The 22,504-nt window shown below is 68.5% G+C and carries 26 protein-coding genes; 13 read left to right on the top strand and 13 right to left on the bottom strand.

The genetic code is table 11. The features are described 5' to 3' along the window. Positions 1 to 59 precede the first annotated feature (59 nt). A complete protein-coding gene (locus HNR22_RS08210; protein WP_179779845.1) occupies positions 60 to 560 on the top strand; it encodes a hypothetical protein in 501 nt (166 codons plus the stop codon). Further along, on the top strand, positions 553 to 1,476 hold the full coding sequence (locus HNR22_RS08205; RefSeq protein ID WP_179779844.1) for a serine hydrolase: 924 nt from the start codon (positions 553 to 555) through the stop codon (positions 1,474 to 1,476). Before HNR22_RS08210 ends, HNR22_RS08205 begins: the two co-directional genes overlap by 8 nt. Positions 1,477 to 1,516: 40 nt before the next feature. Here HNR22_RS08205 and HNR22_RS08200 read toward each other — a convergent pair whose 3' ends face one another. Beyond that, positions 1,517 to 2,737, bottom strand: a complete 1,221-nt coding sequence (locus HNR22_RS08200; protein WP_343059733.1) for a PP2C family protein-serine/threonine phosphatase — start codon at positions 2,735 to 2,737, stop codon at positions 1,517 to 1,519. A gap of 194 nt (positions 2,738 to 2,931) precedes the next feature. On the opposite strand from HNR22_RS08200, the gene HNR22_RS08195 reads away from it, so the two are divergent. Then, positions 2,932 to 3,369: an ATP-binding protein gene (locus HNR22_RS08195; RefSeq protein ID WP_179779843.1), complete on the top strand. Its 438-nt coding sequence runs from the start codon at positions 2,932 to 2,934 to the stop codon at positions 3,367 to 3,369. A 162-nt stretch (positions 3,370 to 3,531) separates the two neighbouring features. On the opposite strand, the gene HNR22_RS08190 is transcribed toward HNR22_RS08195, so the two are convergent. Continuing rightward, positions 3,532 to 4,137 carry a lytic polysaccharide monooxygenase auxiliary activity family 9 protein gene (locus HNR22_RS08190; protein ID WP_179779842.1) on the bottom strand — a complete coding sequence of 202 codons (606 nt, stop codon included), beginning with the start codon at positions 4,135 to 4,137 and terminating at the stop codon, positions 3,532 to 3,534. Positions 4,138 to 4,376: 239 nt separating this feature from the next. Further along, positions 4,377 to 4,952, bottom strand: a complete 576-nt coding sequence (locus HNR22_RS08185) for a hypothetical protein (protein WP_179779841.1) — start codon at positions 4,950 to 4,952, stop codon at positions 4,377 to 4,379. A 512-nt stretch (positions 4,953 to 5,464) separates the two neighbouring features. Here HNR22_RS08185 and HNR22_RS08180 point away from each other — a divergent pair. Further along, complete coding sequence (locus tag HNR22_RS08180) at positions 5,465 to 6,808, top strand: glycoside hydrolase family 6 protein (RefSeq protein WP_179779840.1); 1,344 nt, start codon at positions 5,465 to 5,467, stop codon at positions 6,806 to 6,808. A gap of 116 nt (positions 6,809 to 6,924) precedes the next feature. On the opposite strand, the gene HNR22_RS08175 is transcribed toward HNR22_RS08180, so the two are convergent. Then, positions 6,925 to 7,455, bottom strand: coding sequence for a GNAT family N-acetyltransferase (locus HNR22_RS08175; protein ID WP_179779839.1), 531 nt, complete (start codon positions 7,453 to 7,455; stop codon positions 6,925 to 6,927). A 23-nt stretch (positions 7,456 to 7,478) separates the two neighbouring features. Here HNR22_RS08175 and HNR22_RS08170 point away from each other — a divergent pair, with 23 nt between their 5' ends. From HNR22_RS08170 to HNR22_RS08160, 3 genes are read left to right on the top strand one after another with little or no spacing between them, the layout of a single operon-like run. Beyond that, positions 7,479 to 7,955, top strand: a complete 477-nt coding sequence (locus tag HNR22_RS08170; RefSeq protein WP_179779838.1) for a VOC family protein — start codon at positions 7,479 to 7,481, stop codon at positions 7,953 to 7,955. A 49-nt stretch (positions 7,956 to 8,004) separates the two neighbouring features. Further along, the gene (locus HNR22_RS08165; protein WP_179779837.1) at positions 8,005 to 8,766 is read left to right on the top strand and encodes a cyclase family protein; all 762 of its coding nucleotides are present in this window, start codon (positions 8,005 to 8,007) and stop codon (positions 8,764 to 8,766) included. A 13-nt stretch (positions 8,767 to 8,779) separates the two neighbouring features. Beyond that, a complete protein-coding gene (locus HNR22_RS08160; protein WP_179779836.1) occupies positions 8,780 to 10,423 on the top strand; it encodes a thiamine pyrophosphate-binding protein in 1,644 nt (547 codons plus the stop codon). Positions 10,424 to 10,458: 35 nt separating this feature from the next. On the opposite strand, the gene HNR22_RS08155 is transcribed toward HNR22_RS08160, so the two are convergent. From HNR22_RS08155 to HNR22_RS08125, 7 genes are all read right to left on the bottom strand, one after another. Beyond that, the gene (locus HNR22_RS08155; protein ID WP_179779835.1) at positions 10,459 to 11,022 is read right to left on the bottom strand and encodes a dihydrofolate reductase family protein; all 564 of its coding nucleotides are present in this window, start codon (positions 11,020 to 11,022) and stop codon (positions 10,459 to 10,461) included. After that, the gene (locus HNR22_RS08150) at positions 11,010 to 11,516 is read right to left on the bottom strand and encodes an SRPBCC family protein (protein WP_179779834.1); all 507 of its coding nucleotides are present in this window, start codon (positions 11,514 to 11,516) and stop codon (positions 11,010 to 11,012) included. The genes HNR22_RS08155 and HNR22_RS08150 overlap by 13 nt, the downstream gene beginning before the upstream one ends. Beyond that, a complete protein-coding gene (locus tag HNR22_RS08145; protein ID WP_179779833.1) occupies positions 11,513 to 11,887 on the bottom strand; it encodes an ArsR/SmtB family transcription factor in 375 nt (124 codons plus the stop codon). Before HNR22_RS08145 ends, HNR22_RS08150 begins: the two co-directional genes overlap by 4 nt. A gap of 146 nt (positions 11,888 to 12,033) precedes the next feature. Next, positions 12,034 to 12,678 carry a methyltransferase domain-containing protein gene (locus HNR22_RS08140; protein WP_179779832.1) on the bottom strand — a complete coding sequence of 215 codons (645 nt, stop codon included), beginning with the start codon at positions 12,676 to 12,678 and terminating at the stop codon, positions 12,034 to 12,036. An 8-nt stretch (positions 12,679 to 12,686) separates the two neighbouring features. Then, positions 12,687 to 13,112: an NUDIX domain-containing protein gene (locus tag HNR22_RS08135; protein ID WP_179779831.1), complete on the bottom strand. Its 426-nt coding sequence runs from the start codon at positions 13,110 to 13,112 to the stop codon at positions 12,687 to 12,689. Positions 13,113 to 13,190: 78 nt separating this feature from the next. Further along, positions 13,191 to 14,456 (bottom strand): prolyl oligopeptidase family serine peptidase, encoded by a 1,266-nt coding sequence (locus HNR22_RS08130; protein WP_179779830.1) that lies wholly within the window; start codon positions 14,454 to 14,456, stop codon positions 13,191 to 13,193. Positions 14,457 to 14,550: 94 nt separating this feature from the next. Next, positions 14,551 to 14,856 carry a hypothetical protein gene (locus HNR22_RS08125; RefSeq protein WP_179779829.1) on the bottom strand — a complete coding sequence of 102 codons (306 nt, stop codon included), beginning with the start codon at positions 14,854 to 14,856 and terminating at the stop codon, positions 14,551 to 14,553. A gap of 476 nt (positions 14,857 to 15,332) precedes the next feature. Here HNR22_RS08125 and HNR22_RS08120 point away from each other — a divergent pair, with 476 nt between their 5' ends. The 6 genes from HNR22_RS08120 to HNR22_RS08095 all read left to right on the top strand — a co-directional run bounded on the left by HNR22_RS08120 (position 15,333) and on the right by HNR22_RS08095 (position 21,126). Continuing rightward, positions 15,333 to 16,772, top strand: coding sequence for a glycoside hydrolase family 43 protein (locus HNR22_RS08120; protein ID WP_179779828.1), 1,440 nt, complete (start codon positions 15,333 to 15,335; stop codon positions 16,770 to 16,772). An 85-nt stretch (positions 16,773 to 16,857) separates the two neighbouring features. Next, positions 16,858 to 18,324 (top strand): RICIN domain-containing protein, encoded by a 1,467-nt coding sequence (locus tag HNR22_RS08115; protein ID WP_246380745.1) that lies wholly within the window; start codon positions 16,858 to 16,860, stop codon positions 18,322 to 18,324. A 20-nt stretch (positions 18,325 to 18,344) separates the two neighbouring features. After that, positions 18,345 to 19,040, top strand: a complete 696-nt coding sequence (locus HNR22_RS08110) for a VOC family protein (RefSeq protein WP_179779826.1) — start codon at positions 18,345 to 18,347, stop codon at positions 19,038 to 19,040. A gap of 59 nt (positions 19,041 to 19,099) precedes the next feature. Further along, positions 19,100 to 19,939: a helix-turn-helix domain-containing protein gene (locus tag HNR22_RS08105; RefSeq protein ID WP_343059731.1), complete on the top strand. Its 840-nt coding sequence runs from the start codon at positions 19,100 to 19,102 to the stop codon at positions 19,937 to 19,939. Positions 19,940 to 20,004: 65 nt separating this feature from the next. Further along, entirely contained in the window at positions 20,005 to 20,586 is a 582-nt protein-coding gene (locus HNR22_RS08100; RefSeq protein WP_179779825.1) for a dihydrofolate reductase family protein, read from the top strand. Between the two features lie 126 nt (positions 20,587 to 20,712). After that, a complete protein-coding gene (locus HNR22_RS08095; protein ID WP_179779824.1) occupies positions 20,713 to 21,126 on the top strand; it encodes a VOC family protein in 414 nt (137 codons plus the stop codon). A 46-nt stretch (positions 21,127 to 21,172) separates the two neighbouring features. Here the strand turns inward: HNR22_RS08095 and HNR22_RS08090 are convergent, their stop codons facing one another. Both HNR22_RS08090 and HNR22_RS08085 read right to left on the bottom strand, forming a co-directional pair. Continuing rightward, positions 21,173 to 21,832 carry an MSMEG_1061 family FMN-dependent PPOX-type flavoprotein gene (locus HNR22_RS08090; RefSeq protein WP_179779823.1) on the bottom strand — a complete coding sequence of 220 codons (660 nt, stop codon included), beginning with the start codon at positions 21,830 to 21,832 and terminating at the stop codon, positions 21,173 to 21,175. Positions 21,833 to 21,951: 119 nt separating this feature from the next. After that, positions 21,952 to 22,503, bottom strand: a complete 552-nt coding sequence (locus HNR22_RS08085; protein WP_179779822.1) for an RBBP9/YdeN family alpha/beta hydrolase — start codon at positions 22,501 to 22,503, stop codon at positions 21,952 to 21,954. Between the last annotated feature and the right edge of the window lies 1 nt (position 22,504).

Genomic DNA, 22,504 nt, shown 5'->3' with positions numbered 1-22,504 from the left:
AGCCCGGCGTCGGCCCCGATGAGCGACACACCGCAAACCCGGAACGGGGCGATCCGAGCATGCTGCTTGGGGCGGGCGATCTGGGCCCGGACTGGCACGAGGACGACGCTCGAACCGGTCTGCCGCCCTGGCCATGGGAGCAGAGCAACTGCCCCGGTTATCGGAGCAGCGACTACCCGGCCAAGTCGCATCGGCGCACTGCCGTGCAGCGCTACTACCGGCTGTCTGGCGGCTCGTCGCCGGCCCACCACGTCGTGGAGACGTACGAACCTGGATGGGCCGAGCGGAATGTCGACGACGTCCGGCGGGTCCTGCTGCGGTGCGCGAGCTACCTGGTCCTCGGATCGCAGGTCTCGTTCGACGTCGTTGATCCACACTATTTCGAGGGCCCCGGGATGCTCATTCGAGGCCGCATCGAGCATGCCGACATCCCGAACACCGTCACGTACTTCGTGATGCTGAGACGAGGCGAGACGGTCTCGACGGTCAGCCTGCCCGACCCGGGCAGCCAGGCCGCGGTGGACTCGATCGCGGCGAGGGCGGTGGCCCGCCTTGGCTGAACGGGAACGTCGGCAGCTGTCACGCCGCTGGGTCGTCTCCGCGGTCACCATGTCCCTCGCTGGCGTCGCGACGGCCGCCTTCGGTGCAACCCGCGCTCGCGAAGGCGACTCAGCCGGCCCAGCGCACGGTCCTTCCCCTGCCGATCCGATCCCCACGACGCCGGCCATCGACCGACTTGCGCAGGCCAGAACGCGCATCAAGACCTACGTGGAGCGGTATGGCGGCCACCTGGCAATCGCGGCGCTGGATCGACAAGGATCGGCTGCGGTGACGGTCGGCACCAGACGGTTCCAGACCGCCAGCATCGTCAAGGTCAACATCCTCGCCGCCCTTCTGCTGCGTCAGAAACCGTCGGGCAAGGCACTGGGGTCTGACGCTCGACGGTTGGCCGAGGCCATGATCACGTCCAGCGACAACGCCGCGGCGGTGGCCCTGTGGCAGAGGATCGAGGGCTCGCGCGGCCTTACGGCCGCGAACCGGGCACTCGGTCTGCGGGAGACCAGGCCCAACTCCCACTGGGGCCTCACCACCACCACGGCTGCCGACCAGCTCCGTCTGCTGACCGCGCTGACGTCGCCGACGGGACCCCTGACCCCGCAGGACCGTACGTTCATCATGGGCCTCATGAACAAGGTGATCCCCGAGCAACGATGGGGAGTGACTGCCGCGCGGGAACCCGGCAATGGCTCCGTCTACGTCAAGAACGGCTGGGACACCGTTGATGTCGACGGGGGTCGCTGGCTGGTCAACAGCATCGGACGGATCGTCGAGGCCCGTCATGACTGGCTGATCGCCGTGCTGTCCGACCATCACGTGAGCCAGGAAGAGGGCGTCCGCGTCGTCGAGAAGGCGACCACGTACGTGCTCAAGGAGATGCGCGCCGCCACCGCGGGCGACCGTCCTTCACAGGGGTAGGCCCCGCGTCCCGCGATCTCGGCCATGAGCACCGAGCGGCTCAATCCGGCGGTGGTTGGCGCCGGATGACCAGGAGGGCGATGTCGTCGTTGGGGTGCTCCTCCGCGGTTGTGGCCATGATGTGGTCGCACAACGCCTCGGCTGGCCCGGACCGCACGGCGTCGGCGAGGCGCTCGATCCCGGTGTCGATCAGTTCGCTGCGGCGTTCGATCAGTCCGTCGGTGTAGAAGATGAGCGCCGCACCCGGCGGTAGGTCCAGCACGGTGTTGCGGCGAGTGGCTGATGGTCGCCCCACACCGAGTGGCCGGTCCACCGTCAGGTTGACGAGCGCGGTGGGGTGGCCGGGGACAGCCAGCAGCGGCGGCAGGTGGCCGGCGGAGGAGAGGTGCACCCTCGTGCGATCGGGTGTGATCAGGGCGTAGACGGCGGTGGTGAGGGTGCCCGCTTCGAAATGGTGGATCTTGCGATCGAGGGAGGTCAGCGCTTGGGCGGGATCGTCGGCGTCGAGGGCGTAGGCGCGTAGCGCGCTGCGGATGCGTCCCATGACGACGGCGGACGGCAGTCCGTGGCCCGAGACGTCGCCGATGACGGCGCCCAGCCAACCCGAGGGCAACGTGAACACGTCGTACCAGTCGCCACCAATGCCCAGGTCGTGGCCGGGCACGTACCGGGCGGCCAGGTCCAGGCCGGGGATATCGGGTAGCCGGCCGGGCAGCAGGCTACGTTGCAGGGCCAGGGCTGCCTGCCGGTCGAGGACCTGCGCTCGGGCCCGACCCGCGAGGCTGGCACGATCGGCAACCAGCTGCAACAGCCGCACGTCGTCGGGACCGAACCGCCGCAGGGCCAGGGAGCCGACGTGCAGTACGCCGACGAGGTCGCCGTTGACGAGCATGGGCACGCCCAGCAGAGCGCGTACGCCCGTGGCGAGCAGGACGGGATTGACCACGTCGTCGGGCGTGACGTCATGGATCGTGACCGGTGCGCGTGTCGCCGCCACTCGCCCGGCGAAGCCGCGTCCAACCCGGAGGCGGAAACCGCGACGCACCTCCTCCTCCAGGCCCTTGGCCGCTGTCGCGACGAGCTCACCGGTGTGTTCGTCCAGCAGCAGGATGGTGGCGGTATCGACCTTGAGCAGGTCCCGCACCCGTTCCAACAGCTCGTCGAGCAACTCGGCGACGTGCAGTCCCGACAGGGCGGCATCGGTGATCGCCTCGATACGACGCAGCCGCTCGTCATTCGTCATCAGCTCGGCGTCTGCCACCCAGGCAGCCTAGACGCCGGCACGCCGCCGACAGCATGCCAGCAGCGAGATCAACAGTGTTGCGCCGCCGAGGTGGGGTATCTTCCCATGTCATATCAATGCGTTGATCGTCCGGCGAACCCGTTCCGGAGAGCTGTCCTCCCTCGTGCCATCGACAAGCTCGCCGGTTCCACGTCCGACAGGGAGGGGAAGCAGTGGCCAATCCACCGCTCGGCCACCATGCTCCCGCCGCCAGGAAGCCCCTGCTCTCGACGTCGTTCACCCTCGCCGACCTGACCCGCGTCCGACGCGAGGTTGAGGCCGCCAGTCGCCGGTGCGGCCTTGGCCAGGACGAGATCGAGAACTGGGTCACTGCGGTCAACGAACTGATGATCAACGTGATTCGGCACGGGGGCGGCAGAGGTGGCCTGCTCCTGCTCCTGGATGGCCAGCTCACCTGTGAAGTCACCGACCACGGGCCGGGCTTCAACGCCGCGCAGTACCTTCCGCGCACCGAGCGACCACCCCTGTCCGAAACGGGAGGTATGGGCCTATGGGTGGTCGGGCAGATGGCCGACTATCTCCTCGTCGTCAGCGGACCCGCAGGCACCACCATCCGCATCGCGGCACGCACCCGCGGCACTTTCGCATAACCGTCACCGGCGGGGCCCCGGACTGCCGAGAAGGGCGGTAGGCAACGGCGGCAACCCATGATGCCGGTGTTCGACGCGCGTGGGGCGCTGCCGGAAGAGCGAGCCGGCCCAGGACGCCAACGCCCTGGGCCGGGATGGTGCCGCGGCTGTCGGTCTTGCCGATCAGGTGATGTTGATGTCGCTGCACCACATGTAGGTCTGGTCCATGTGGGACGCCTTCCAGATCACGAACAGGACGTGGTTTCCGGTGCGTCCAGAGACCGAGACGTTGAACGAGATGTTCTGCGCTGGCGCGTAGCGCCCGGTCGTCGTGATCACGTCGAGGTTGCCCCACCCGAGCCGCTGGGTGGCCGGGTTGAATCCCTGCTTGGTGACGTAGACCCGGAAGTAGTCAGCGCCGTGGCTGGCCTGGTCGTACATCTGGACCGTGAAGTTGCGGCTGACGGTGGTCGTCTTCCATGCTCCGGGCTGGTTCACCGTGTCGTTCCTGGAGAGGGCGTTGCTGCACAGTTGCCCGTCCGGGGTGCGCGCCTGGAACTGGCCGGCGAGGCCGTCGCGCAGCTGGCTCATCCAGTTCCACATGGTGTCGGGATTGGCCTGGAACGCCCGCCAGCACATGGGGTCCTGTTGCTGCATGGCTGGGTTCGTGTGCTGGTTGCCCCAGGTCTTCCAGCACTGGTAGGCGCGACTGGCCGGGTTGATGACGGTGCCGTGTGCCTGGGCTGCGCCGGCCCAGGGCAGCATGCCGACCGCTATCGCGAACAGCATGACGAGCGCTCGGAGGGACTGACGGACGGTTGACCGGGATCGCCCGCCGGATTGCTCGAACTTGTGTGGACGCACTGTTCATCCTCCGTTCTTCGGGACTGAAGATCACAATGGGAACGCTCCCAGACAACTGTTGCACCTATTGGCATAGATATCAATGCTTATCGATCTATGGTCGGATGTGGATCAAATAGCCGGATAGGTGTGGGTGCGACCGCGCCGTCGGCCGCCCGGCAGGGTCAGAGCCCGGCTGCGGCGTCGTACCGGCGGCGCTGGTCGGCCATTTCCGAGTCGGTCAGCGCCTCCTTGAGCGCCAACTCCGCGTACTTCTCCGGGAACATCTCGCGCAGCCGGTCGGTGAACATCACGTCGGCCGTCGCCTCGACCACCTGGATGCCCGGAGGTTCGGTGGACATGTCCATGATCACGGGGCCGGCCAGCTTGACCGCCACGTCCCAGGGGCGCTTCTGCTCGGCGACCCCGCAGAGGTGGAAGCCGTAGACCGTCCGCACGTCGGCGAGCGCGGTGACCTCGGCCGGCTCGTAGCCGTAGACGCGGACCCCGCAGATCACCGCCGGCTTCCCTGTGGTCACCTGCTGGGCAGTGTGTCCGGCATGGTTGTGCTGCCCCGGGTCCGCCTGTTCGAGCGTGGTACGCATCCGGGCCATGATCTGCCCTTGCAGATCGGCCGGCTCCGACTCCGGGTCGGCCCGGTTGAGCAGCGCGAACGCGCCGGCCGACACTGCCAGCAGGATCACCGTCACCCACACGAAGCGGTTTCGGTACCAACCCGCGAAACGCTCTCGGGAAATCATATTGCTTCTCACCTCGTCGCCGGTTCTGGTGCGCTGGCGGACCGGATCGGACGCACGGCGTGTCAGGCGTCGAACGCGTCGCCCGTCGGGGGATACGCACTGGGGGAATACGTACGGCGGGCGAGGATGCCTGCCCGGCACGATGCCCGTCGTCCTGGAGATGGCCCGGCGATGCGGCATGCGAGCGTCCGCCAAAGCGGCGCGCTGCCGGCACTGCGATGCTCCCGCGCTGGCCGTTCCCAGCGCGGTTGCCCCCGCGCTGCGGCGATGTGAGTCATTCCAGCACGCCTGAACCCGTTCTGGCAACATCGAAAAGCATCAGTGTGCATTCGTCCCGCCTTGACGGATGACGAGGCCATGCTCATCGACGGGTCTCCACGTCTTGGCAGGGCCGCGCGCCTCCGCTACCGTCCTGGGAACGCTCCCATGAACGTGGAAACATCTATGTGATCAGGAGGCAACACGTCGTGCCTACCCTCTCCTCGCTTCGCCGCAGATCGGCGGCCATCAGCATGGCGGCCGTCGCGGCCGCCACCGTCGTGGGCGTCTGCCTGACCGTCGGCAGCGCCTCCGCCGGCACACTGTCGGGATCGCTCTACCGCGACCCGAGTTCGGCCGTCGTCCGTTGGGTCGCCGCGAACCCCGGCGACTCGCGTACCGCCGTCATCCGCGACAAGATCGCGAGCCAGCCGCAGGCCCGCTGGTTCGCCAACTTCAACCCGTCGACAGTGCAGTCCGAGGTCTCCGGGCACATCGGCGCCGCCAACGCGGCGCAGCAGATCCCGGTGCTGGCGGTGTACGAGATCACCAACCGGGACTGCGGCGGGGCCAGCGCCGGTGGGGCGCCGGACCTCAACCAGTACCAGACGTGGGTGTCCAACTTCGCCAGGGGACTGGGCAACCAGACCGTCATCATCATCCTGGAAACCGACTCGCTCGCCCTGCTGACGTGCCTGAGCAGCGGCGAGATCAGCGCGCGCAACGAGGCGATCTCGACGGCCACCCGGACCATCAAGTCGGCCAACCCCAACGCCAAGGTGTATCTCGACGGCGGTCACTCCACCTGGAACAGCGCGGGGGAGACGGCCAACCGGCTCCGGGCGGCCGGCGTGCAGTACGCCGACGGCTTCTTCACCAACGTGTCGAACTACAACTCCACCTCCGGCGAGGCGAACTTCGGCCGGAACGTCATCTCCGCCCTCACCGGCATGGGCATCTCGGGCAAGCGCCAGGTCATCGACACCAGCCGTAACGGAGGCGCCAGCGGGGACTGGTGCGGCGACGACAACACCGACCGGCGGATCGGGCAGTACCCGACGACCAACACCGGTGACAGCAACATCGACGCGTACCTCTGGGTCAAGCCGCCGGGGGAGGCGGACGGCTGCCGCTACACGGCCGGCTCGTTCCAGCCCGACCTGGCCTTCAGCCTGGCCAACGGCGCGCCCAACCCGCCCACCACCGCCCCTCCGACGACCACTCCGCCGACGACCACCCCTCCGACCACCACCCCGCCGACGACCACCCCGCCGACCACCCCTCCGCCGAACAGCTCGCCGCCGGCCGGTGACGGCTGCTACGCGGATGTGGCGGTCAACCAGTGGGCCGAGGGCTTCACGGCGAACGTGACGGTCACCGCCGGCAAGTCGGACATCAACGGCTGGAAGGTGACCGTCGAACTGCCCGCCGGCGCCGCCGTCACCGGCACCTGGAACGCCCAGGCCAGCGGCACCAGCGGCACCGTCCAGTTCACCAACGTGAGCTACAACGGACGCGTCCTCGGCCGCCAGTCGACCACCTTCGGCTTCCAGGGCACCGGCACCGGCCCGGGCAGGATCGCCGTCTGCGTCGGCTGACCCCACCCGGGTGCTACGGCCCGGCGCGGAGAGAGCACTCTCCGCGCCGGGCCCGTCCCCGTCCTGCGCCAAGGGCCGGACCGGCCGGCGCCCAGGCCCCGGCGAAGAAGTGCGGTTCAGTCGACCCGCTGGGCCAGCACCTGGCCCGGCCAGGACCCAGACAGGAAGGTGTGGGTGGAGGTGAACCCGTGGCGCTCGTAGAACGCCACCAACTCGCCACCGCCGCCCGCCCAGCAATCGACCCGTAGCAACCGCACGCCCGCTCGCCGGGTCTCGTTCACGGCGTGTGCCAACAGGGCCGACCCCAGTTTCCGGCCGGCGAATCGTCGGTCGGAAACCAGGAGGCGGACGTAGCGCTCCGGTTCTGCCGCAGGCACGATCGGTGCTTTCGGATCGGGCCCGGAGTCCAACACCAATGCCGCGGCCGGCGTTCTGTCCACTTCCGCGATGAACGGAAGGTTCTCGGTCAGATACCGATCGACCAGCTCGGCCCCTCCGGGTTTTTCCGAGAACGGCGTCGTGCCCCACTGCTCGGTGTTGCCGCGATCATTCATCCAGGTCACCGCGGAGTCGAGCATGGTCAGCACTGCGGGTGCGTCGGCCGGGCCACCGCGTCTGATTCGTACGCCGCGGATGGGGTCGTCCATGGCGGAATTGTAATCTGTGGCTCATGGAAGACGCCGACCAGCGGGACCCACAACCTGGGCGGGGGACGATCCAGCGGATGGACAACATCGCCATCGTCGTCGACGACCTCGCGGCGGCCGGGGCGTTCTTCGTCGGACTCGGCCTGGAGGTCGAAGGCGAGGCGACAGTCGAGGGCAGCGCGGTGGATCGCCTCGTCGGGATCGAGGGAGTCCGCTCAGACATCGTGGTGATGCGCACCCCGGACGGCCACGGACGGCTCGAGCTGACCCGGTACCACACGCCGCCGAGCCCAGACGGTGACCCGCGCGCCCCGGCGAACACGCTGGGCGCGCATCGCGTCATGTTCGCCGTCGAGGACATGGACGACATCCTCGACCGCCTGCGGCCACACGGAGCGGAACTCGTCGGCGAAGTGGTGCGGTACGAGAACAGCTACCGGCTCTGTTACCTCCGCGGCCCCGCAGGCATCATCGTCGCGCTGGCCGAGCAGATCACGTGACCGGTCCGGGCATCCATCGTGGATCGTGAGTGCGGTGTACCGTCGCCGCATGACGGTGCTGCAGGAGTTTGTCGCCGCTCTTTCCAGCGGCCGGATCCAGGTTGTCGACCTCACCGCCCCGCTCTCGGACCAGACCCCGATCCTGGGTCTGCCCGAGCAGTTCGGCCAGACCTGGCCGTTCCGGCTCAGCGAGATCAGCCGGTACGACGACCGTGGTCCGGCCTGGTACTGGAACAACTTCTCCACCGGGGAGCACACCGGCACCCACTTCGACGCGCCGGTGCACTGGGTCTCCGGTCAACAGGGCGCGGACGTCTCGCAGGTCCCGGTGAACCAGTTGATCGCCCCGGCGGTGGTGATCGACCACGCGGCCGACGCCGCCGACAACACTGACTTCCTGCTCGAGGTCGAGCACATCAAGGCGTGGGAGGCGGAACATGGTGCTCTGCCCACCGGTGGCTGGCTGCTCTACCGCACTGGTTGGGACGCGTACGGCGACGACCCGGAGCGGTACGCCAACGCCGGGCATACCCCCGGCATCTCCGTCGAGTGCGCCCGCTGGCTGGCCGAGGAGTCGCCGATCCAGGGCGTCGGGGTGGAGACGGTCGGCACCGACGCGGGCGCCGCGCACTCGTTCGACCCGCCGTTCCCGTGCCACTCGTTCCTGCTCGGCCAGGAGAAGTACGGCCTGACCCAGCTACGCAATCTGGCGCAGTTGCCGACGACCGGCGCGGTGGTGATCGCCGGACCGCTGCCGATCGTCTCCGGGTCCGGCAGCCCGTGCCGGGTCCTCGCGCTGGTCGAACGGTAGGACCGGGCCACAGATGCGGGTCGCCGAGGTGGTCGGCCGGGTTCTGTACGAACACGGCGCACGGTACGTCTTCGGGGTGGTCGGCAGCGGCAACTTCCATGTCACGAACGCGCTCGTGGCGGCCGGCGCCCGGTTCGTGGCGGCGGCCCACGAGGGCGGCGCGGCGAGCATGGCGGACGGGTACGCCCGCACCTCCGGGACGGTGGGCCTACTCTCGGTGCACCAGGGTCCGGGCGTCACCAACGCGCTGACCGGCCTCACCGAGGCCGCGAAGAGCCGTACACCGATGGTGGTCCTGGCCCCGGAGGCGACCGCACCGCGGTCGAACTTCTTCATCGACCTGCCGGCGCTCGCCGCCGCGGTCGGGGCCGACTTCCATCGGGTACGCGCGACACACGCGGCCGAGGACGCGGGCGCGGCGTACCGGGCCGCCGCCCGGGGTGCGACGGTGGTGCTGGGCCTCCCGTTGGACGTGCAGCTCACCGTGACCGAACCGTGGTCCGGCCCGGTCCCTGCGGTCGCGCCCACCCCGGCCACCGTCCCGCAGGTCGAACCGTTGCTGGCCGCGCTCCAGGCCGCACGTCGACCGGTCTTCATCGCGGGGCGGGGCGCCCGGGCGGCCCGGGAACCGCTGACCCGGCTCGCCGACGCGTGCGGGGCACTGCTCGCGGTCTCCGCCGCGGCGAAGGGCCTGTTCGCCGGGAACCCGTGGTACATCGACGTGGCCGGCGGCTTCGCCACCCCACTCGCCGCCGAGCTGATCGGCGCGGCGGACCTGGTCGTCGCGTGGGGCAGCACGCTGAACATGTGGACCACCCGGCACGGTGAACTGATCCCGCCCTCCGCCGTCGTCGTCCAGGTGGACCACGACCCCGCCGCGTTCGGGGTGAATCGCCCGGTTGACCTGACGGTGGCGGGCGAGGTGTCGGCGGTCGCCGAGGCGGCACTCGGCCGGTTGGGCTCCACGGGGCCCGTGGACCGCGGCTGGCGTACGCCGGAACTGGCACAACGGCTTCGCGAGCACGGCCGGTGGCGGACGGTCCCGTACTCAGACGAGGGTGGGCCGGCGCGGGCCGGCACCCCGGCGACGATCGACCCGAGGACGCTGTCGGCAGCCCTGGACGATTTGCTGCCACCCGACCGGACGGTGGTGGTCGATTCGGGCAACTTCATGGGCTATCCATCGATGTGGCTCGACGTGCCGGACGTGGCCGGGTTCTGTTTCACCCAGGCGTTCCAGTCGGTCGGGCTCGGCCTGGCCAGTGCGCTCGGCGCGGCGGTCGCCCGGCCGGACCGGCTCACCGTCGCGGCGGTGGGCGACGGTGGCTTCGTCATGTCCGCGACCGAACTGGTCAGCGCCGTCCGGCTGGCGGCACCCCTCGTCGTGGTGATCTACAACGACGCGGCGTACGGCGCCGAGGTGCACCACTTCGGCCCGGACGGGCACCCGTTGGAGACGGTCACCTTCCCCGAAACGGACCTGGCCGCGATCGCCCGCGGATACGGCTGCGACGGGTTGACCGTCCGGACCGTCGACGATCTTGGACCGGTACGCCACTGGCTCGCTGGTCCCCGCACCCGTCCACTGGTGGTCGACGCCAAGGTCAGCGCGGCGCGAGGCTCATGGTGGCTGGAGGAGGCGTTCCGTGGCCACTGAGCCACCGCCGTCATCCAACCGGGCAGGGCTGTCGTTCACCGCCCTCGAGTGCGGTAGCGCAGGTGCACGACGCCGTTCGGGAATCGGCGCTCATCGAGGAGCTCAAGGTCGGTGCGCATGCCGGTCGGCAGCCCTGGCTTGCCGCCGCCGACGACAACGGGCAGGATCATCAGCTGGCACTCGTCGACCAGCCCGGCCTTGAAAGCCTGCGCCGCGAGGTCGGCACCTCCAATGGTGAGATCGCTGCTGGCCGTGGCCTTCAGTTCGCGTACTGCGGCGGGGTCGAAACGGCGTTCGAGTCGGGTGTCGGCAGTTGACGCCGCGTCGAGGGTCGTGGAATAGACGACCTTGCTCGCCGCCTGCCAGGCGTTCGCGAAGTCGGCCGTGAGGTCGGATTGCGCCGCCAGAGCGGGGTCGGTCTCCCAGACGGCCATCGTCTCGTACAGGCGCCGCCCGTAGAGAAACGTGCCCACGGATCGCAGGAGGTCGGTGTGGAACGCGAAGACCTCGTCGCCGAGTGGAAACCAGTCGATCGCGCCGCGTTCGTCCTCGATGTAGCCGTCAAGCGACACGTTCGTCACGTAGATCAGTTTTGCCATGCCTCTACCTCTCGATGATGTGTCGCAACGGCCTGAGCATTCATCAGCGTGGCGTCCAGCTTGGTGAACGCCTGGCGCCAACCCTCCTCGCTGGGGCGCGCCAGGCGTTGGGGGAGCCACTGGCGGATCTCGAGTCGCGTCCGTCCGACTGCCTCGTCGTGGAACTCGACCCGGAGTCTCGTCTCGAACGGCTCGAGGCCCTCCTGCAGCCGGCCACCGACGTGCATGATGCCTTGGAGCAGTTCGCCGTCGGTGACGTCCGTGAGGTCGACGTGGACGTGCACCCGAAGCTCGGGTTGGGCTGCACTGACCTCCGTCCACCGTTGAAAGCCGCCGGGGCGTACGTCGAACTCGATCTCGTCGCGCGGTAGTGAGTTGCCGGTCGGGCCCCACCACGCCGCCAGATGGTCGGGATCGGTGAAGGCTCGGTAGACGAGCTCCCGCGGCGCGTCGAACACGCGAGAGATGACGAGCTGCGGAGTTTCGGTGGTCATTCGGGCTCCCTGGGGTCGTCGGCCATCCGGTCCGTCGCCGGTCCGGCGGCCTGCACCGCGGCGAGGTGGGCATCGAGGCGAGTGAGGGACGAGTCCCAGAACCGCCGGTAGCGCTCGATCCAGTCGGCTGCCTCGCGCAGCGGGGCAGCTTCGAGGTGACTCGCGCGCCACTTGCCCGACCGTGACCGCGAGATGAGCGCGGCGCGTTCAAGCACCTTCAGGTGCCGTGACACCGCCGGCATCGAGATGGACAGAGGAGCGGTGAGTTCGGTGACCGTGGCGTCGCGTTCGGCCAACTCGGCGACGATTGCCCGTCGAGTCGGGTCGGCGAGCGCCGAGAACACCGCGCTGAGCTGATCGGTCCCAGCCATGGTGAGCTCCTTCACTTAACCAGTGTGTTAAGCGTATTGGGATGCGGGTGATGTTGTCAACGGGATGCGTTCGTTCGGGCCTTGCCTTCAAGGCCTGGTGCGGTCTGCCGAGTTGAGGGGTCCGGCGTCACGGCGGGGGATCGGCATCAGGCTTTCTGGGCGAGCAGATACCCCTGGGCGGGGCTGTCCGGCCCATCGGCGGGCACGCCGCCCCAGAACACTGTCGTGAAGCCAGCGTCCGTGACGCTTCGTTCCATCTCCTGCGGGGTCTGCCAGTAGAGGTCGAACTCGACGCCAAGGTTGGTGCTGCCGCCCGCGCGTCGGACCTGACTCGCTCCGGCCTTGAAGGCGGTCACCAGATACCCACCCGGCTTGACGACGCGACACAGCTCGCCGTAGGCCGCCGGTCGATCGGCCGGGGCCAGGAAAATGAGGGAGTACCAGCAGACCACGCCTACCAGCGATGCGTCCTCGAAGGGCAGCTCACGCAGGTCGGCAACATCGAACCGGAAGGTCGCATGGTCACGCCGAGCCACGCGGATCATCTCGGGTGAGAGGTCGACTCCCCAGGGTGTCAGGCCCCTGGTCGCCAGATAGGGCTCAAGGCGTCCCGTCCCGCAACCGATGTCACCGACGCTGGTCCCCAGACCGACGGCAAGCGTCAGGTCGCAGAACAGGTCGAGGACGGCTCGCTCCGCCGGCAGGCGATCCAGAGCGTCGGCAAGGCGTTCGGCATAGAACTCGGCGAGGACGTCATGCGCGGCTCTCAACTCTTCGGTCCTGGCGTCCACGCAAGGGACTATAGGAGCCCACCCGGCAGCCGGTCAGGCTCAGGCAGAGGACGAAGCAGCGCCGCCAGGTCGCCGAACACCAGGGGAAGACCGCCCAACTCGTTGATCCCGACCCATGCGATGTCGTCATGCTCCTCGGGTGCGCGGTTGGTGGGAGAGCCGACCCAGTCTCCAATTTTCCAGACGCCCACGTGAACGGCGTCCTCGCCACTGCCGGCATGCCAGTCGCCCAACCGTGAGGCGGACTCCGCCACGATGTGAACACCCAACTCCTCGTGCATCTCCCGCGCGAGTGCTTGTAGTTCGGACTCGCCCGTGTCGACATGGCCCCCGGGCACATCCCAGAGATCCGGGTATGCCCGGCGGGTCGGGCTGCGGTGTACCAGCAGGACCGCGCCGTTCTCAACGAGTGCACCTGTGACGACGACATGCATGACGGGATTGGAGCACAGGGATGGGACAAGCTGGCTCCAGCCGACGGTGCGCCCGCCCGCTTGACCCCGGACGGCGGATCACCGACGACGGCGGGCCATCCACTGCCAGATGTGGGTGCCGTTGCGGCTCGGGTCGTTGCGGGCCACGTAGATCCAGGACCAGTGACCGGGGAACTGGTAGCCGTTCCAGACGACGTGGTCGTACAGGGTGATCAGTGACCCCGGGATGAGGTCGTGTGCGTGGATCGTGTTGGTCTGGGGTGGCACCGTGTCGTCGTCGAGCGAAGTGACCAGCCAGGTCGGGGTCTGGATATTCGCCAGCTCCGCGTCGGTGATCAGCGGCGGGCCCTCCCCGCTGAGCGGCTCGACGACGCCGCAGATCGGCACCGACGCGGCGAACAGGTCGGGATAGGCAACGGTCATCTCCAGGGACATGTAGCCGCCGTTGCTGCAACCGGCAACGTAGATCCGGTCGGGGTCGACGCGCTTGCGGCGGACGAGGTCCTGGACGATCTCGCGGATCAGCGGGGCGAACCGGGGGCCGTCCTCCATCCAGTAGGAGGTGCTCTGCGGAGCGACGACGTACGCGCCGGCAAAGATCCGTTGAGCCTCCGGGGTGGTGAAGCCCAGCGCGCCGCGATTGGCGCGCAGCGTGGTCTCGTTGTCGTAGTAGTCGTCGGGCAGTGAGGCACCCTCGCCACCGCCGTGCAGCCAGAGGATCAACGGCCGCCGACCGTGGCGGGGCGAACGCTCCGGGGAGTACAACCGGTATTTCAGGCCCGAGTCGGAGACGTGGTGGCTGAACGCGTCCGCCTCGGGGTTCGACAGCCGCCCCTGCACGAAGCGCGTGATGGTGACCGGCGAGCCGTGGCGCCGGACGAGTGGGGTGTTCTGCCTGATGGTGTAGACGAGGTCCAGCCGGACGTTGCGGCCCCTGCTCACGATGTAGCCGAGGGTGCCACCGCCGGGTTGACCTTCGGCGTGGCTCAGCTCCAGCACGATGTTTCCGTGCCGGTCGAGGTGGGCCGCGGTCACCGTGCGGTCCAGGTCGTACTCGCTGAAGATCAGGTCACCGGGAGCGATCGGGATCGGGCTGGTGGCCTTGGCATGCACGGTGAACGTGCCGGTGGTGAGCCCGGCGGGGTCGATCGGCCCGAGCCGACCGGTCTCGAGGGTGACCGAGGTGACCTGCTCACCGCCGTCAAGGGTCCTCGCGTCGAGGGTGAATCTCACGCTGGTGGGGTGGTGGCCACCGGCGTGGGCGGCGGGGCCGGGCAGCGCGAGGCCGATGGCGGCACCGGCACCACCGGCCAGGACCGTGCGGCGAGTGACAGACGTGGACATGCGGGCCCCCGTACCTGTGCCTAATAAAGATGCCTATCAATGACGTTTCAACCTAGCGCCGCGGGTCAGGCATGTCCAGGTTCGTACGAAGTGCTCAGACGGCACGTTGGCGCCATTGCTTGATCCGGCGCGCGGAGATATCGCCGGCAGACGACCAGAGCTGCACCCGCCACCTGTCCCCGCGGGTGGTCGAGCCGGGCCAGCCCCGGTTGACGAACCCCCGACCCGATATTCGTGCGGCGTACCGGCCGCTCGGCACCTCGAAGGTATCGATCGTTTCCGTGGGGCTGAAATACCCGAGCGTGTCGTCGACCACCAGGAGGCTGGCCTCGAAGGCCTCCTCCCAGTCCTGGCGATCATCAGGCGGCGGGTCGTCCCACACCTCCAGACGGAACGGCATCTCGAAGTTGTTCTGATGAGGGGAGATGACGACGATCCCGTTGTCGTCTGCCGCGATGCCTGAGCCGTGCGGTTCAAGCTGGACGCCTGCGGCCTTTCCAGGTTCGTCGCGCCGCTGACCGTGGCGTGGGACCTCAATCGAACGAAGATACTCGATGCCTTGACACTCCGAATGCGATCGCTAACACTGGTCTGCAACGCGACGTTAACGAGGTGGACACACCCCCTGACGTCAACCGGAAGCGCCAGATTCGCCCGTTCCGCAAGGTCAATGGGCCGGCAGAAGACCGCGAAACCCAGAGCCTCGGCCACGTCGTAGCTGTTAGCGCTAACAGGCGCGCCGTCTCCCGGGGGGATCGTGATCGTGGTCCCACGGCGAGCAGCAACGGCCTCGGCCGCCGGTACGCCCACACGTCCCGCGTCGTCACCTGGTGCAGTGGCCCCGAAATGGGCCGACGCCGCAAAGGAGAGAGACCCATGTCGAGAGTCCTCGCCCGGCTCTGCGCGGTGGCGGTCGCCGCGTGCCTGCTGTTCACCACCTGGTCGGCGGCGACGCCGAAGGAGGCAGCAGCGCTGGATCCGACCGTCGGCTACCTGATGGCGCACTTCACCGGCGAGTCGTCGACCAACCAACAGATCTACCTCGCCCACAGCACCGACGGCCTACGCTGGACCGACCTCAACAACGGCGGGCTCGTGCTGCGTTCCACCGTCGGCACCCGTGGCGTGCGCGACCCCGCCCTGGTCCGCTCGCCCGCCGGTGACCGCTACTGGATCATCGCCACGGACCTGTGCATCGGCTGCGGGCAGGACTGGTCGACCGCGATCAACAACGGCAGCCGCAACCTGGTGGTGTGGGAGTCCACCGACCTGGTCAACTGGTCGGCGCCGTGGCTGCTGAACGTCGCCGGCCCGATCCCGGACGGACGGAACGCCTGGGCGCCGGAGGCGATCTGGAACCCGGCCACCGGCGACTACGTCCTCTACTGGGCGACGAACGTACCGCTCAACGGGGCGGCCAAGCACCGCGTCTACTACTCGCGTACTGCGGACTTCCGCAGCATCACCACGCCGCAGGTCTACCTCAGCCGGCCCGGCAGCCAGGAGATCATCGACACCCAGATCGTCGAGGTGCCGACCGGCGTCGGCGCCTACCGCTACGTCCGGGCCTCCCGGGACGACCAGATCACCATCGAGGGCAGCAACTCCCTGCTCGGCACCTGGACGACCCTCGGGAACCTGTCCGGCATCGGGCTGACCGGGGCGCAGGTCGAGGGCCCGATGTGGATGAAGGTCAACTCCCGCAACGAGTGGGTTCTCTACCTTGACCAGTACGCCAGCGGGCGCGGCTACCTGCCCGTCCTGACCACCAACCCGTCGAGCCCGGGCGCCTTCCGGCTGCCGGCGTCCGGCTCGTACGCCATGGGTGGCACCAAGAAGCGGCACGGTTCGGTCCTCAACCTGACCGCCGCGGAGCAGAGCCGCGTGCTCGCCCGCTGGCCCGCCACCGCGATCAGCCGGGTCCAGTCGTACAACGTCCAGGACCGGTTCGTGCGGCACGCCGACTACGACGTCCGCATCGACCCCAACGTCAGCCCCGCCCAGGACGGCCAGTGGCGGCTGGTGCCCGGTCTGGTCGGCTCCGGCACGGTCTCCATCCAGTCGGTCAACTTCCCGGGCCACTACCTGCGCCACTACGGGTTCGACTTCCGGCTGGAAGCCAACGACGGCACCGCCACCTTCGCCGCCGACTCCACCTTCCGGCAGGTCGCGGGCCTCGCCAACTCCTCGTGGACGTCGTTCCAGTCCTACAGCCATCCGGACCGCTACATCCGGCACTACGCCTACCTGCTCCGGCTCGACCCGGTCGCCGATGCGCAGAGCCGCGCCGACGCCACCTTCCGCGTGACGAGCTGAACCCCGACTGCGGGCCACACCGATTGGACAGGTCATGACACGTACCAGCGTGCCCCTGGATCACGTATCGCGGAGCCTCCGGTCGATGCGCCGGCTACTGATCGCCCTGGTGGCCGCGATGACCGCGATGGTCGGCGTCGTCGTCGTCACGTCGTCGCCGGCCACTGCCGCCACCAACCAGTTCCGCGGCATGAACTGGGCAGTGCTGGGTGACAACTTCAGCACCGGCCCGCTCGTCGTGCAGGGCCTGAGCTCGTCCGACAGCAACGCGACCGTGCGGGCCAAGGCCAATGCCCTCTACGACGACATGGCCTCCACCATGGGAGTCAACACCGTGCGGCTGCCCATCAACACCCACACCGTGGGTACGGCGTGGTGGGAGGCCTATCGCGGCGCCATCGACGCCGCCACCGCCCGCGGATTCAAGGTCATCCTGGCCTACTGGGAGGACGGCGCCGCCTCCGGCGGCAGGATCACCAACCTCGCCGCCTGGAACGCGATGTGGTCCACGGTGACCAACACGTACGGCTCGAACACCAACGTCTACTTCGAGCCGATGAACGAGCCGCACGGTTACAGCTCGGCGGAGTGGCGCACGGTTGCGGCCAACTGGCTCAGCTACCACTACTCGGCCGTGCCCGGTCGGGTGCTCATCGGCGGCACCGGCTTCAGCCAGGACCTGCGGGACATCTGCAACGACAGCCGCTTCAACGCGACGCTGCTGTCCTTCCACCACTACGCCTTCTTCTACGGCGCGATGACCTACGACGCCTTCCGAAGCCACATGCAGACCCGTCTCGGCAACTGCGCCTCACGGGCGGTCGCGACCGAGTTCGGCGCGCCCATGAACGACGGCCGCAACTACGCCGACGCCAGCAGCACCGACAACTTCGTGCGACACATCCGCGCCATGGCCCAGGTCATGCGCGACAACCAGATGGGCGGCACCTACTGGCCCGCCCTCGGCGGCAAACCGGGCAGCATCGGTTACGACTGGTACTCGATGTTCTCCCTCAGCGGCAGCGGCACCGACCTCAACCTGACGGTCCGCAACACCTCCGGAGCTGACCAGATCCGGTACGCGTGGGGCGACACCGTCGAGGGAGGCCCCACGACGCCTCCGCCGGCGACGGGCACGTTCTACCGGATCACAGTGCGGCACAGCGGCAAAGCCATGGGCGTCCAGTCGCCGAACACCGACAACGGTGCGCGCGTCGGCCAGTACACCTACGGCGGCAATGCGTGGCAGCAGTGGCAGTTCCAGGACGCCGGCAGCGGCTACTGGCGCATCATCAGCCGGAACAGCGGAAAGTGCCTCGACGTGGTGAGCGCTTCCACCGCCGACGGTGCCGAACTCGTCCAGTACACCTGTGGCACCGGCACCAACCAGCAGTTCCAGATGGTCGCCAGCGGTAGCTACTTCCAGCTCCGCGCACGCCACAGCGGCAAATGCGTGGACGTACCGGCTCTGTCGACCGCGGACGGCGTGGTCCTCAAGCAGTATCCGTGCAACACCGGCGCCAACCAGCAGTGGTCGCGGGCGGCCGCCTGACGATCTGTGAGGATGCCTGAATGGAAAAGACACTGAGTCGGCGGGCGGCCTCGGACGCGATCAGCGACCAGGGATGGCGCTATTTGCTAGGCGCGTTGCGCACGCCGGTCCCCGTCGGCTCATCGGTCCAGGCAGCCGAGGTGGCGGCGCGCGTGGTGGCGGCGTGCGGTAGCAACGCCGATGGGCACCTACGCGCTGATATCCGACCAGACCGGGTCGTCCTGACCCTGCAGTCGTTGGATCGGGCGGCGCTCACCGCTTGCGATATTGACCTTGCACATCGGATTTCCGCCGCCATGCGGAACGTCGGGCTACGGACGGAGCCTGAGATTGGTACGGAAGCGCCGCGGTCGGTTCAGCTCGTGGAGATCGCTATCGACGCGCTCGACATCGCAGCGGTCCGGCCGTTCTGGAAGGCCGTGCTGGGCTACACGGACGAGGCGGGAGCCGCCGGTCCCAAGGATCCGATCGTCGACCCGGTCGGGCAGGGTCCGGCGATCTGGTTTCAGCAGATGGATCAGCCACGCCCGGACCGCAATCGCATCCACTTCGACATCTGTGTCCCGCACGACGAGGCACCACGGCGGATCGAAGCCGCGCTGACGGCCGGTGGCCGACTTGTATCCGCGTCCGATGCTCCCGCCTTCTGGGTTCTCGCCGATATCGAGGGTAACGAGGCTTGTGTGACGACCTGGCAGGGCCGAGACGACTCGTAGACCGGGCTGACCGGCCAGTCAAAGGTTGCGGCCGTTGGCGCCTCGGCGATGCTGTGGACGTGGAGTACGTGTCCAGAGTGCCGCGACCGCCGCTGGACGGTCTGATCGACGACCTCTACTACCTGGAGGGTGCGCCGCCGTACGCCCGGCTGACGCTGCCGGCAAGTCCGGCGGCGTTCCTCATCGTCAACCTCGGGGCACCATTCCGCATTCGTGCCGGCACCGACATCGAGACGGCCGAGTACGCCGACGGCTGCGTGGTCACCACGCCCACCCGCGCCTTCGAGTTCAGCTATCCGCCGGAGACCCGGTCCGTCGGCGTGCACTTCAAGCCCTGGGGGCCGGCACCGTTCCTGCCGATGCCCGCGGCCGAGCTGTGTGACCGGCCGGTGACGGTGGAGCAGGTGTGGGGTCGGCCCGCCATTGCTGAGCTGCGAGACCGGCTGAACACGGCGGACCGACCTCACGAGATGCTGACGCTGCTCGAGGAGGAGCTGATGCGACGGCTGGGCGACGCGACCGGCCTGGGGCTGGTCCGCCATACGAGCAGCGTGATCGCGGCGACCAGCGGGGCGGTCACGATCGGCGACCTGAGGGTTTCAGCCGGTGTCAGCAGCACTCACCTGGCACAGCGGTTCAAGGAGCTCATCGGCGTCACGCCGAAGCGGCTGGCCCGCACCTACCGCTTCGCCGCCACCGTGTTCTCGATCAACCCCGCCGAACCGATCGACTGGGCCGACCTCGCCAGTGGCGCAGGCTACTTCGACCAGGCCCACTTCGGCCACGAGTTCCGCGCGTTCACCGGGCTCACACCGACACGGTACGTCGAAGTCCGGCGCCGGTTCCTGCGCGAACATCCCGGCCACGTGCTGGACGGCTGGCCGCTACCGGCCGATTGATTTCTTACAAGAGCGGCAGCTCACGAGACTCTAACCTGAGGGCATCCCCTATCAGAGGAGCGCCCATGGGCAAAGTGGTCATGTACAGCTCGGTGTCGGTGGACGGCTACATCGCGGACGACAACGACCAGCCCGGGCCGCTGTTCGACTGGTTGCTCAGCGGTGACGTGCCGTTGGACGAGAGCGGCGCGTTGAAGGTGTCGCAGACGTCCTACGACTACACCCGGTCCTACTGGGACCAGATCGGGGCGACAATCGCCGGCCGCCACGTCTTCGACATGACGGACGGCTGGGACGGGAAGCCTCCGAGCGGGATCGACCACGTGGTCGTCGTGACTCACCGGCCGCAGCCCGAGGGCTGGGACCCCGAGGCGCCGTTCCATTTCGTCGACGGCGTCGAGGCAGCCGTGGCCAAGGCGCAGGAGCTTGCGGGTGACCGCATCGTCGAGGTCGCCGCTGGCGACGTCGGTGGCCAGGTGCTTGCCGCGGGCCTGGTCGACGAGGTGCGCATGGACGTCGTACCCGTCGTGTTCGGGTCGGGCAAGCGCTACTTCGGGTCCGTCGACGCACAGCACCTGTTGGAGGACCCTGAGGTGGTGATTCAGGGCAACCGGGTGCTTCACCTGCGCTACCGGGTGCGCCGCTGACCGATGACGCCAAGCCCTCGGGCGACGTGAGCGTGGTGCTGCCCCGGGCCGGGACCGCCCAGCCCTCGGCATGTTTCCGGCCCCCGGGTTCGGGTAGCAAGCGGAACCTGCTTGTGGGAGGTAAGCATGAGCGATACCGCACCTGACTATTTCAAGCCTGAGGGCGGGATCTTTCTTGCCACCCTGTTGATCGTCCGCGATATCGACCGGTCGCGGGAGTACTACGAACGGGTTTTCGGTGCGACCTGCGTACACGAAAGTGCGCCGTTGATCATGCGCTTTCACAACAGTTACATCATCATCAACGTCGAAGGTGGCCCGACCGACGACAAACCCACAGTGCAGGCCAAGGCGCCGGTCGACTCCAATACGCTGAGCTGCGCGATGAACGTGCGCGTGACCGATATCCGGGCCCTCTACACGGAGTGGAAGTCGCGCGGTGCGGAGTTCCTCACCGAGCCAAAGGACCACGGCACGGAAATTCGATGCTATCTGCGTGACCCCGACGGCTATCTGGTGGAGATCGGTCAGGGCCTGTGACCGCTGCCCCCGAACACGGGCATCACGGCCTGAGACGCGAGTCCAGTCACTCGTACCGGTACTTCAGCGAGTCCGCCTCCGCCTGTTCGATGTCGGCGATGGTCAGCTCCGGCATCCGCAGTTGGGCCAGCGTCACCTCGGCCGAGGTCGGCTGGGCGTCCGCCGGCAGCCACTGCTCCGGCTTCCAGGCCCCACTGCGCAGCAGCGCCTTGGGGCAGTGCGGGTAGACCTCCTCGATCCCGAGCACCAGCGCGCTGGCCGGTGGCTTGCCCACGGCGGTCAGCTGCGACAGCAGCTCGGGCCGGGTGGAGACGCAGGCCCGGCCGTTCACCCTGAGCGTCGTGGTGCGCCCGGGGATGACGAACATGAGCCCGGCCCGCCCGGTGGCGATGACGTTCTGCAGGGTGTCCAGACGCTTGTTGCCGGTCGCGTCCGGTATCGCCACCGTGCGTGCGTCCAGGACGGCGACGAACCCGGCGGGGCCGCCGCGCGGAGTGACGTCGCAGTTGCCCTCGGCGTCCACGCTGGCCACCAGGACCAGCGACGAGCAGGCGATCAGCCTCCGGGTCTGCTCGGTGAGCTCGGTCATCTGCTTTCGCACGGCCGCGTCGCTGGGGAGTTCGTAGACCCGGCGCAGCGTCTCCTGGTCGGGTACGGCGTCGAGGCGCAGCGAGTCGAAGGCTGTGGCGGCAGGGGCTGACGTCATATCGCCCGACCCTAGTGGACCGCCCCGACCGACGGCTCGACCAGACCAGCCACCTGCCAGAACCTCGGCGCGGTGGCGTTATGGGAACTACGGGCGACGCCCGCGCCGCGGGGGAGGTGTCATGGCTGTGCGGGCTGGGTCAGGGATTGGACCAGGCGCTGGCCGTCGGGCCACGCGCCGAACCCGGTCTTGGAGTCCAGGTGCCCGACCGTGCCCGCGTCGAACAGCTCCGAGCCCCAGTCTCGGGCGTACGCTTCGAATTGCTCGAACGTGGCGAATGGGTCGTTGTGACTGGCGACCAGGATCGAGCGGAAGGGCAGTGGCTCGCGTGGCACGTGGCCGATGAACACATCGACGGCCTCGTGAGGGTCGGGAGTCCAGTCCGGATCCAGGTACGGCGGTGTGACCAGCAGAGCGGCCCGGACGGGACCGACGTGTTGGCTGGCCCAGATGGCGACGGTCAGGCATCCCGCACTGTGCGCCACGAGGATCGCCGGCTCCCTGTCGGCGCTGATGGCAGCGTGCAGCGCGGCGACCCGTTCGGCGGCGACGTACGGTGGCCCGGGAGGTTCCGGCGCCCACTGGTACTCCGGATGGTCCCTGACCCAGGTGCGCGACCAGTGGTCGGGGAATGGAACTCCTCGACCGGGCACGACAAGGTAACGCGTCATC

Origin of the sequence: Micromonospora jinlongensis, from assembly GCF_013410645.1 — a bacterium.
Taxonomy (GTDB): Bacteria; Actinomycetota; Actinomycetes; order Mycobacteriales; family Micromonosporaceae; genus Micromonospora; species Micromonospora zamorensis.
Note: the sequence above shows the minus strand (reverse complement) of the source record. Positions and strands in the feature narration are given on the sequence as shown.